The following is a 9696-nucleotide window of genomic DNA, read 5'->3' as shown; positions in this document are numbered from 1 at the left end:
GAGGCGGCGGGGGCGGGATCACCTGCGAGCGCAGATACCAGTTCTCGCCGGCGCCACCCGCGTCCGCGGCATACAGGCGGTATTCGAAAGCGCCCGCATCCACATGGCCGGCGCCGCCAAGTGCGAAGGCGTTCTTGGTGGTCTGGGCCGTGGTCGTCGCACCGTTCAGCGCGGTGATCACCTCGATGCCGTTGCCCGCGGTCTGGCCGCCAAGGCCGCCCAGGTTGGTGATCTGCACGGTGGTGTTGCCGCTGGCGATCGCCGTGGGGCCGTCGAGCACCAGGCGGTCCGAGGGGCCGCTCGTGCCGAGCACGGTGCCCAGCCGCAGCGTGCCGTTGTTGCCCACGTAGGGGCCGGTCACGGTCAAAGTTGTGCCGGCGGCAGCGCCGACCAGAGAGACGGTGCCGCTGTTGTTGAGCGAGGCCATGCTCTGGCTGAAACCGGCCAGGTCGAGGGTGGCGCCCGCGGCCACGCTGTGCGCCGAGGCGGCGCTCAGCGTGTTGGCCGCGCCCGCGCGCAAAGTGCCGCCGGCGACGGTGGTGCTGCCGGTATAGGTGTTGGCGCCGGACAGCGTGAGCGTGCCCGGACCGTCCTTGACCAGCGAACCGGCGCCGGGCGGAGGACCGGCCGAGAAGGAGCCATTCGACATCACGCCGCCGAAGCTGCCCGCCCCCACCGTCAATTGGCTGCCGTTGAGCCCGACGGTGCCATTGCCGTTCAACTGGCCGATGGATTGCGTTCCGTTGACCAGCTCCAGGCCGGACAGCACCTGCCCGGCCACGAGGTTGCCGGTGGAATTGACCGTGACGGTCGCCGTCGGCGAGAAACGGTTGCTGCCGTTCGCAAGCACGCTGCCGCTGCCGCTGACGACGAGGTCGGCCGGCACGTTGCCCGCACCGGCCAGAGTCAGGCTGGCATTGCCCTGCACCGTGGTCGTGCCGCCGTAGTTGTTGGCGGCGTTGTAGGTGTAGCCGCTCCAATTGCCGCCGACGCCGGTGAGCGTGATCCCGCCCGCACCGCCGATGCTGCCCGCAAAGACGATCGACCCCAGGGGCGCGACGTGCGTGAGCGTGGCGTTGGCATTGAGCGTGACCGGGCCGGTCCACGTGGACTGGCCCACAGGCGCGACACTGAAGCTGTTGTTCACGACAACCGGGTTGTTCAGCTGCGCCTGCGTGCCGAACGTGCCGCCGTTGATCGTGACCGGGCCGGCGCCGAGCGCGCCGACCGTCGTGACCGTGAGTCCGCCGGCATTGAGCGTGGTCCCGCCGGTGTAGGCGTTGACCGTGTTGATGGTTGTCGTGCCGGGACCGGCTTGCACCAGCGCGCCGTTGCCGCTGATCGGGTTGGTCAGCACGATGTTGTCCGAGCGGTTGACGATCAGCGAGGCGCCGCTGCCGACGGCGATGTTGCCCACCACGCTGCCCGTGGTGCCGCCGTTGCCCAGCTGCAGCGCGCCACCGCTGATCGTGGTGCCGTTGGTGTAGGTGTTGTCGCCGGTCAGGGTCAGGGTGCCCGCGCCGACCTTGATGACGGCGCCGTTGCCCAGCATCACCGGGTTGATGTAGAAGCCCCCGTTCTGGTCTGCCGAACCCGGCCCCGTGTTCGAGATCACGCCGCTGATGACGTCGTTCTTGCCGAGTGCGCCCACTTGCAGCGTGGCGTTGCCGAGCACGACGTTGCCCGAACCCGACAACGACCCGATCGCCGCCGCCGGCGCGGTGGTGTCGCTGACGTAGACCTCGCCACTGTTGATGACGGTGGCGCCGCTCAGGTCCGCCGTGTTCCCCATCTGGAGCGTGCCGCTGTTGTTGTTGATGGTGGCGGCGCCGCCGGTGCTGGTTTCCTGGAAGATCAGCCGCCCGCCATTGTTGTTGAGGGTCGCCTGCTGCGCACTCGCGCCTCCGCCGCCGAACAGCACGTAGGAACCCGCGCCGTTCGTGGTGATCGTCGCCGTGCCGGCATTCGCGCCGTTCTGGAACTGCAGGCCGCTGTTGCTGCCGTTGATGTTGGTGTTGACGCCGACCGGCACCGTGATGACCAGGTTGCCGGCGCTCGCCGTGGCGTCCTGGAAGCGCAGCTCGGCGTTCTCGAGAATGGTGACCGGGCCGCTGCCGAGTGAACCCGCCGTCGTCGTCCAGACGTTCAGTCGCCCGGCCACGCCGTTGCCCTGCAATACGGTGCCGCCGGTGTAGTTGTTGGCCGCGTTGTCGATGGTCAGGCGCCTCGTCTCGTCGCCCAGCGCATTGACGCCGGTGTTGCGCAGGGTGAGCGTGCCGCCTGTGATTTGACCGGTCAGCTGGTTGCCGGCGGTGCCGGCGACGTCCACCGTGCCGCCGGTCGCGCCCAGCGTGACGGCCCGGCCGCTGGCGAAGTTGTCGGCGCCGATGCGCAGCGTGCCGCCGTCCAGGACGATGCCCCCACCGTTGCCCAGGTTGGCGTCGGTGCTCACCTGCAGCGCGCCGGCATTGATCGCCGTGCTGCCCTGGTACGTGTTGGCGGCCCCCAGGACGATGACGCCCGCGCCGGTCTTGATGATGCCGTTGGGCCCGCTGATCACGCCGCTCTGCGTGGCGGTGCCGGCATCGTTGCTCTGCAGGGTGATGTTCGAAGGCGTCGTGTCGATCGCGCCCGCCAGGTTGTCACCGTTGTTGTAGGTGACCTGCGCGATGCCGGACGGCGCCAGCACGCTGAGGCCCGCCGCGACCACCAGCGTGCCCAGACCGCCCGAGCGCTTGCCGCGCGCCGCCGTGAGCTCCGACACGGCCACCCATGCCCCCGTCGCCTGGTTGAAGACGCTCCTGTAACTCTTGTTCATCTTGCGCTGTCCCTCTCATTGGTGATGCGGCATTGCAGCGCTGAGAATGATTCGCGGCAACGTCTACGAAAGTTTGCATTCTTACACATTGAGAACTTTGTGATTCACTCTCTTACAAAAATCGTTGCTTTTTGCACGCCGCCGGCGCACCGATGCGTCTGAGCCACAGGTCACGGTCGTGACCGCGAAGGCCGAGCGCCCTCGGCAGAATCCCGTCCATGGGAACTCTCTATCTCGTGCGTCACGGCCAGGCCAGCTTCGGCGCGGACGATTACGACCAGCTCAGCGAGCTGGGCCAACGGCAGTCACGTCGGCTGGGCGCGTACTGGCGCGAGCGCGGGATGCAGTTCGACGCGGTCATCACCGGCACGCTGAAGCGCCATCGCCAGACCTGGGAAGGGATCGCCGAGGGCCTGGGCCTCTCTGAGCAGGAGGTGCTGCCCTGGCCGGGGCTCAACGAGTACGACGCCGAGGCGGTGATCGCGACCATCCACCCCGAGAAGCTGCAGAAGCCCGATTCACCCGAGGCCTACCGCCACCATTTCCGGCTGCTGCGCGACGGGCTGGGCGCCTGGATGCAGGGGCGCACCGCGCCCGCGGGCATGCCGAGCTACGTCGACTTCCTGGCGGGAGTGACCACCGCGCTCGACCACGTGCGCGGCAGGCACCACGGGGCACGCGTGCTCGTGGTCTCCAGCGGCGGACCGATCAGCACGGCGGTGGGCCATGTGCTGGGCACCAGCGCCGAGACCACGATCGAGCTCAACCTGCGCATCCGCAACACGGCGGTCACCGAGTTCGCGTTCACGCCCAAGCGGCACATGCTGGTGACCTACAACACTCTGCCGCACCTGGACGGGCCGGCCTACGAAGGCTGGGTGACCTACTCCTGAGACGCTGCCGGCGCGCCGCTGCTGCCCTCGGCCAGCCAGCGCAGGTAGTCCGGCGAGCCGCCGCTGACGGGCACCTGCACGATCTCCGGCGTCTCGTAGCCGTGGCGCTCGCGGATGAATGCTTCCAGCGCCGCGTAGCGCGCAGACAGCGTCTTGATCAGCAGCAGCCATTCGGGCTCATGGTGCAGCGCTTCCTTCCAGACGTAGAAGCTGCGCACGCGCTGCACCTGCACGCAGGCTGCGAGCCGGGACTCGACGATCGCGGCGGCCAGCGCGTCGGCCTCATCCTCGGTGCTGGCGGTGGTCATGACGATGCAGGCGGACGAATCCATGGGTGTCTCCGGGTCAGGCTTGCCACACGCCGTAGCCGGCTTCGCGCAACGCGATGCCGAGCTCGACTTCCATCTCGCGCGCGGCTTCGTAGGGCATCGGGTTGTAGACCGCATAGAGCGCCGGCAGCAGCCGCAGCCCATAGTCCCGCACGAAGGCGTTGGCCTGAATGCCGGCCTTGTGCTTGTCGAAACGTACGTCGGGATCCAGACCCGTCATGCCCACGTAGACGAAGGGCTGGCCCAGCTGGTAATCGGGATTGGCACGGCGGAAGCGGGCGATGTTCCAGACCCGGTCGTCGAGCTCGACGACGTAGACATGGTGGTGCACTCTGGCGCGACGGCCCATCGCCGCCTCCCGTTCCCGCGCCCTACTTGCGCCGGATCAGGCCCCAGATGAAGAGCAGCACGATCGCGCCCACCACCGAGGCGATGAAGCCGGCCCCCTGGCCTGCCGTGTACCAGCCCATGGCCTGGCCCACGTAGGTCGCGATCAGCGAGCCGGCGATGCCGATCAGCGTGGTCACGATGAAACCAGCCGAGTCATCGCCAGGTTTGATGGCGCGCGCCACCAGGCCCGCGACGAAGCCGATCAGAATGGTCCAGACGATGCTCATGCGATTCCTTGAGTGGGTGTGTGACAGGGGACGGGCCGCTACCGCCGGCAGGGCCCGATTCATGATAGCGGAGCACTGTGCCGCTCTCGCGTCCTACACATCGCCCACGGGCCGCGCGCTATACCTGCGTCATGCTCGAAAAGCTTCCGGAAGCCATTGGCCAGGCTTTGCACGGCGTGCGCGCCGGCCTGGATGCGATCGCCTTCAACACCCTGGGCCTGCGCCAAGGCATGGCCTCGATCACGGTCGGCAGCCTGGCCTTCGCCGACCACGCGCCGCTGCCGCCGCGCTACACGGCGGACGGCGAGGGCCTGTCGCCGCCGCTGCAATGGACCGGCGTGCCGGCCGGCGCCGCTTCCTTGGTGTTGATCGTCGAGGATGCGGATTCGCCCACGCCGCATCCGCTGGTGCATGCGATCGCGGTCGGCCTTCCGGGCGAGGACGGCAGCCTGCCCGAGGCAGCCTTCCCCAGTGCCGACAACGAGGGTGCCGGGCTGCATGCCGGACGCAATTCCTATCTGCAGGCGGCCTGGCTGCCGCCGGACCCGCCGCCCGGGCACGGCGTGCATCGCTATGCCTTCCAGCTGTTCGCGCTCGACAGCGTGCCGGCGTTCTCGGACACGCCGGGCCGCGACGAGGTGATGGAACAGCTGCGCGCGCACGCGCTGGCCAGCGGCCTGCTGATCGGGACCTGCGAGCGACCCGACGGTTCGATCAAGATCGAGGACACCGCGCCCGGCGGCCCGGCGATCGCCGGCTGAGGCCTCAGGGCAGCGGGCCCGTGAAAGCGGTCGACAGCGGGAGGCGTGAGAGCTCGGCCAGCATCACGGCCAACTGCCCCGCCGCTTCGTCGACGACGGCCCGGCCCTTCTCGGCGCTGGCCGCAGCCGCATTGCCGGCGGCCCCTGCGGGGTTGTAGTCCTCCATCGCCCAGCCCAGCCTGGCGCTGCGGCCATTGCCCAGCAGCGGGTAGTCGGCCGCGCGCTGGCGGGAGGTCGAGCCGAAGTCGCGCGCGGCGCCCATCTCCACCTGCGACGGCGCCAGGGCCAGCATCATCGAGGTCTCGATCTCGCCCGCATGCACGCCGAAGCGGTGCTCCTCGGCGCTGAACTGCGCGCCGGCCTCGCCCAGCGGCAGGTTGAACCAGCTGGCGCTGTAGACGATGAGCCCGTGCGCCGCGCGCAGCTCGCGCGCCGCGATCTCCATCGCGCCGGTGTGGCCGCCATGGGCATTGAACAGCAGCAGCTTGCGCACGCCCGCCTGCGCCACGCCGGCGCCGATCTCGCGCCAGAGCCGGATCAAGGTCTCGGACGACAGCGTGAGCGTGCCGGGGAAGCGGGCGTGCTCGGGGCTCAGGCCGATCGCCTGGGTGGGCAGAAAAAGCACCGGCAGCTCGGCCGGCAAGAGGGGAAGGGCCGCGGCGACGATCCCGTCGACCAGCGTCGAGTCGACGCCGAGCGGGAGGTGCGGCCCATGCTGCTCGGTCGCGCCCAGCGGCAGCACCGCGACGGTGGCGGCCGGATCGAGGGCGGCGAAGTCGGGCGCCCGGAGCTGGGCCCAGAAGCGGCTGCGGACAGTGGACGGGGCGGTCATGCGGCGATCTTAGTGGCCGCGCCGCCCGCGAGCGGCAAGCACTGCGCAAACTTCGCGGCCAGGAAATCCACCAGCGCCCCCACGCGCGCCGGCACGAAACGGCCGCTCGGCAGCAGGGCATGCAGTGGATAGGACTCGGTGTCCCACTCCGGGAGCAAGCGCACCAGGGCGCCCGAGGCTTCGTCGCTGCGCACGTCGAGCATCGACTTCAGCGTGATGCCCCGTCCCTCGACGGCCCATTGGCGCGCCAGCGAAGCGTCGTCGGCGATGCGGTCGCCGTCCACCCGCACCTCCGTCCACTGGCCGTGCCGGGCGAAGCGCCACAGCCGCTGGCGCCGCCCGCTGCGGTGGAAGGTCAGGCAGTTGTGCTGCAGCAGGTCCTGCGGCACCTGCGGCGCCGGATGCCGCTGCAGGTAGGCCGGCGCAGCGCACAGCACCGGCCTGGAATCGGCGAGCTTGCGGGCCACCAGGCGCGAGTCGGCCAGGGCGCCGTAGCGCAGCGCGACGTCGACCTCGTCGCGCGTGACGTCCAGCGGCCGGTCGCCCACCGACAGCGCGAGCTGCAGGCCCGGATGGGCTTCCAGGAACTCGTCGAACCAGGGCAGCAGCGCGCCGCGCGTGAGGTCCGAGGGCGCAGCCACGCGCAGCATGCCGACCAGCGCACCGCGGTCGGCCGTCACGAGCGACTCGCCTTCCGCCAGCAGCTCGAAGGCCCGGCTCGCGTAGTCGAGCAGGGTTTGGCCCTGGGCGGTGAGGCGCATGGCCCGGGTCGAGCGCTCGAAGAGGCGGGCGCCCAGCTGCGTCTCCAGCCGCTTCAGCGCGGCGCTGGCGGCGGCCGGGGTCAAGCCCAGGCTGCGTGCCGCCGCGGTGAGCGTGCCACCGCGCGCGGTGTGCACCAGCACGAGCAGGTCGGAGATATTTTCAATCTTCATTTGAATGTGATGCAAATCCGGCCGGTATTATCAAATGAAGCACGAGCATCTACAGTGGCTGGCAATCATCGTTCTCCAAGGAACCCGCCCATGAAAGCCGTCGGCTACCGCCAATCTCTCCCCATCGACGATCCCGCTTCGCTCGAGGACCTCGCGCTGCCCGCGCCCACGCCGGCACCGCGCGACCTGCTGGTACGGGTGAAGGCGGTGTCGGTGAACCCGGTCGACACCAAGATCCGCAAGGGCGTCGCGCCGGAGGCCGGCCAGGCCAAGGTGCTGGGCTGGGACGCCGTCGGCACGGTCGAGGCGGTCGGCGCCTCGGTCACCGGCTTCCGGCCCGGCGACCGGGTGTACTACGCGGGCTCGATCATCCGCCCCGGCGCCAACAGCGAGCTCCACGTGGTGGACGAGCGCATCGCAGCCCACGCCCCGCACAGCCTCGACGACGCCCAGGCGGCCGCCCTGCCGCTGACCACCATCACCGCCTACGAGCTGCTGTTCGACCGGCTGCGGGTGCCGAAGAACGGCGGCGCCGGACAGACGCTCCTGATCATCGGCGGGGCCGGCGGGGTCGGCTCCATCCTGATCCAACTGGCGCGCCAGCTCACCCAGTTGCGCGTGATCGCCACCGCCTCGCGCGCCGAGACGCGCGCATGGTGCCTGTCCCTGGGTGCGCACGCGGTGATCGATCACGCAAAGCCGCTGGCCGCCGAGCTGCGCGCCGCGGGCCTTGGCGAAGTGGACATGGTGGCTGCACTGACGGAGACGCCGCGCCACTACGCCCAGATCATCGAAAGCCTGCGCCCGCAGGGCCAGCTGGCGGTGATCGACGACGCCCCGGCGCTCGACGCGATGCCGCTCAAGGGCAAGTCGATCTCGCTGCACTGGGAGATGATGTTCACCCGCTCGAAGTTCGAGACGCCCGACATGGCCCGCCAGGGCGAGCTGCTGGCCGAGGTCGCCGCGCTGGTGGACGCCGGACGCATCCGCACCACGGCCAACGCGAGCTTCGGGACGATCAACGCCGCCAACCTGCGCAAGGCCCATGCGCTGATCGAGAGCGGCAAGGCGCAGGGCAAGGTGGTGCTGGCGGGCTTCTAGGCCTCCAGGCGCGCGGAGCCCCTACTTCGCCCGCGCCACCCGCCAGACGGCATTGCCCACGTCGTCGGCCACCAGCAGGGCGCCGCCCTTGTCCAGCGCCACGCCGACCGGGCGGCCCTGCGCCTTCTCGTCGGCGCTCAGGAATCCGGTCAGGAAGTCCACCGGCGGCCCGCTGGGCCGGCCGCCGATGAAGGGCACGAAAACCACCTTGTAGCCCGCGAGCGGCTTGCGGTTCCACGAGCCATGCTCGCCAATGAAGGCCCCGTTGGCGAACTCCGCCGGCATGCCGCGCGGATGCGAGAACGCCAGGCCCAGCGAGGCGACGTGGGCGCCCAGGGCATAGTCGGGCGCCACCGCCTTGGCGACCATGTCGGGACGCTGCGGCTGCACCCGCACGTCCACGATGCCGCCGTAGTAGCTCCACGGCCAGCCGTAGAAGGCCCCGTCCTTCACCGAGCTGAGGTAGTCGGGCACGAGGTCGCTGCCGATCTCGTCGCGCTCGTTGACCACGGTCCACAGCACGTTGGTGTCGGGCTCCCAGGCCATGCCGTTGGGATTGCGCAGGCCGCCGGCGAAGAGGCGCTTCTCGCCGCTCCTGGCGTCGACCTCCCAGATCGCCGCGCGGCCTTCCTCGGCGGCGAGGCCGTTCTCGCCGACGTTGCTGTTGGAGCCCACCGTCACGTAGAGCTTGGTGCCCTCGCGGTTGGCGATCACGTTCTTGGTCCAGTGGTGGTTGAGGCCGGCGGGCAGGTCGGTCACCTTGACCGGTGCGGCATCGATGCGGGTCTGGCCCTCGGTGTACGGCACCTTCACCAGCGCATCGGCGTTGGCGATGAAGAGCTCGTTGCCCACCAACGCCACGCCGAAGGGCGACATCAGGTTCTGCAGGAACACCTGGCGCACCTCGGCCACGCCGTCCCCGTCGGCATCGCGCAGCAGCGTGATGCGGTTGGCGCTGGGCGCCATGGCACCGGCGCGCTTCTGGACCATGCCCATGATCTTCGAGCGGATCTTCTTGAGCATGCCGTCGTCCGACGATTCGGGCTTGGGCGGCTTGTTGCTCTCGACCACCAGCACGTCGCCGTTGGGCAGCGTATGGACCCAGCGCGGATGGTCCAGCCCGCGGGCCAGGGCCGTGACGGTGAAGCCGGGCGGCGCGGTCGGGCCGGCGGCGTCCGCCCAGCCCACGGCGGGCGCGATGTGAACGGTCGGCATCAGCGTCTTGTTGGGCGCCGGCAGCTGCGGCGTGGGGCCGACGCCCGCCTCGTGCGGCAGCTTGGCTGTCTCGCCGCAGCCGGCCTGGAGCAGCGCGGCGATGCACACGGCGGCGATGGTGAGCAGAGGGATGGATCGTTTCATGGCCATGAAATCCTTGGAAGGCAATCGCTGCCCGCGATGATCCGGGCCCCGGCC

At 69.9% G+C, this 9696-nt stretch carries 10 protein-coding genes; 3 read left to right on the top strand and 7 right to left on the bottom strand.

Annotated features, from left to right (window positions below):
- Positions 1 to 2818, bottom strand: a 2818-nt coding sequence (locus A8M77_RS19200) for a beta strand repeat-containing protein (protein ID WP_192871638.1), incomplete at its 3' end; no start/stop codon positions are given.
- 218 nt (positions 2819 to 3036) lie between these two features.
- On the opposite strand from A8M77_RS19200, the gene A8M77_RS19195 reads away from it, so the two are divergent.
- Positions 3037 to 3711: a histidine phosphatase family protein gene (locus A8M77_RS19195; protein ID WP_086923097.1), complete on the top strand. Its 675-nt coding sequence runs from the start codon at positions 3037 to 3039 to the stop codon at positions 3709 to 3711.
- On the opposite strand, the gene cutA is transcribed toward A8M77_RS19195, so the two are convergent.
- From cutA to A8M77_RS19180, 3 genes are read right to left on the bottom strand one after another with little or no spacing between them, the layout of a single operon-like run.
- The gene (gene cutA / locus A8M77_RS19190) at positions 3702 to 4043 is read right to left on the bottom strand and encodes a divalent-cation tolerance protein CutA (protein WP_086923096.1); all 342 of its coding nucleotides are present in this window, start codon (positions 4041 to 4043) and stop codon (positions 3702 to 3704) included. The two genes, A8M77_RS19195 and cutA, sit on opposite strands and share 10 nt — an antisense overlap.
- A 13-nt stretch (positions 4044 to 4056) precedes the next feature.
- The gene (locus A8M77_RS19185; RefSeq protein WP_086923095.1) at positions 4057 to 4389 is read right to left on the bottom strand and encodes a hypothetical protein; all 333 of its coding nucleotides are present in this window, start codon (positions 4387 to 4389) and stop codon (positions 4057 to 4059) included.
- A gap of 22 nt (positions 4390 to 4411) precedes the next feature.
- Positions 4412 to 4657, bottom strand: a complete 246-nt coding sequence (locus A8M77_RS19180; RefSeq protein ID WP_086923094.1) for a GlsB/YeaQ/YmgE family stress response membrane protein — start codon at positions 4655 to 4657, stop codon at positions 4412 to 4414.
- 131 nt (positions 4658 to 4788) lie between these two features.
- On the opposite strand from A8M77_RS19180, the gene A8M77_RS19175 reads away from it, so the two are divergent.
- Positions 4789 to 5418, top strand: coding sequence for a YbhB/YbcL family Raf kinase inhibitor-like protein (locus A8M77_RS19175; RefSeq protein ID WP_086923093.1), 630 nt, complete (start codon positions 4789 to 4791; stop codon positions 5416 to 5418).
- 4 nt (positions 5419 to 5422) lie between these two features.
- Here A8M77_RS19175 and A8M77_RS19170 read toward each other — a convergent pair whose 3' ends face one another.
- Both A8M77_RS19170 and A8M77_RS19165 read right to left on the bottom strand, forming a co-directional pair.
- Positions 5423 to 6250, bottom strand: coding sequence for a creatininase family protein (locus tag A8M77_RS19170; protein ID WP_086923092.1), 828 nt, complete (start codon positions 6248 to 6250; stop codon positions 5423 to 5425).
- The gene (locus tag A8M77_RS19165; RefSeq protein ID WP_086923091.1) at positions 6247 to 7182 is read right to left on the bottom strand and encodes a LysR family transcriptional regulator; all 936 of its coding nucleotides are present in this window, start codon (positions 7180 to 7182) and stop codon (positions 6247 to 6249) included. Before A8M77_RS19165 ends, A8M77_RS19170 begins: the two co-directional genes overlap by 4 nt.
- 90 nt (positions 7183 to 7272) lie before the next feature.
- On the opposite strand from A8M77_RS19165, the gene A8M77_RS19160 reads away from it, so the two are divergent.
- On the top strand, positions 7273 to 8283 hold the full coding sequence (locus A8M77_RS19160; protein WP_086923090.1) for a zinc-binding alcohol dehydrogenase family protein: 1011 nt from the start codon (positions 7273 to 7275) through the stop codon (positions 8281 to 8283).
- Positions 8284 to 8304: 21 nt separating this feature from the next.
- On the opposite strand, the gene A8M77_RS19155 is transcribed toward A8M77_RS19160, so the two are convergent.
- Positions 8305 to 9648, bottom strand: coding sequence for a PQQ-dependent sugar dehydrogenase (locus A8M77_RS19155; protein ID WP_086923089.1), 1344 nt, complete (start codon positions 9646 to 9648; stop codon positions 8305 to 8307).
- Between the last annotated feature and the right edge of the window lie 48 nt (positions 9649 to 9696).

The organism is Variovorax sp. JS1663 (genome assembly GCF_002157355.1).
In the GTDB taxonomy this organism is placed as follows: Bacteria; Pseudomonadota; Gammaproteobacteria; order Burkholderiales; family Burkholderiaceae_C; genus Variovorax.
This window is presented reverse-complemented; position numbering and strand designations above follow the sequence as displayed.

Excerpts from the sequence above, each read along its gene's own strand:
- A8M77_RS19195 (WP_086923097.1), top strand. The coding sequence starts at position 3,037 with ATGGGAACTCTCTATCTCGTGCGTCACGGCCAGGCCAGCTTCGGCGCG.
- cutA (WP_086923096.1), bottom strand. The coding sequence starts at position 4,043 with ATGGATTCGTCCGCCTGCATCGTCATGACCACCGCCAGCACCGAGGAT.
- A8M77_RS19185 (WP_086923095.1), bottom strand. The coding sequence starts at position 4,389 with ATGGGCCGTCGCGCCAGAGTGCACCACCATGTCTACGTCGTCGAGCTC.
- A8M77_RS19180 (WP_086923094.1), bottom strand. The coding sequence starts at position 4,657 with ATGAGCATCGTCTGGACCATTCTGATCGGCTTCGTCGCGGGCCTGGTG.
- A8M77_RS19175 (WP_086923093.1), top strand. The coding sequence starts at position 4,789 with ATGCTCGAAAAGCTTCCGGAAGCCATTGGCCAGGCTTTGCACGGCGTG.
- A8M77_RS19170 (WP_086923092.1), bottom strand. The coding sequence starts at position 6,250 with ATGACCGCCCCGTCCACTGTCCGCAGCCGCTTCTGGGCCCAGCTCCGG.
- A8M77_RS19165 (WP_086923091.1), bottom strand. The coding sequence starts at position 7,182 with ATGAAGATTGAAAATATCTCCGACCTGCTCGTGCTGGTGCACACCGCG.
- A8M77_RS19160 (WP_086923090.1), top strand. The coding sequence starts at position 7,273 with ATGAAAGCCGTCGGCTACCGCCAATCTCTCCCCATCGACGATCCCGCT.
- A8M77_RS19155 (WP_086923089.1), bottom strand. The coding sequence starts at position 9,648 with ATGGCCATGAAACGATCCATCCCTCTGCTCACCATCGCCGCCGTGTGC.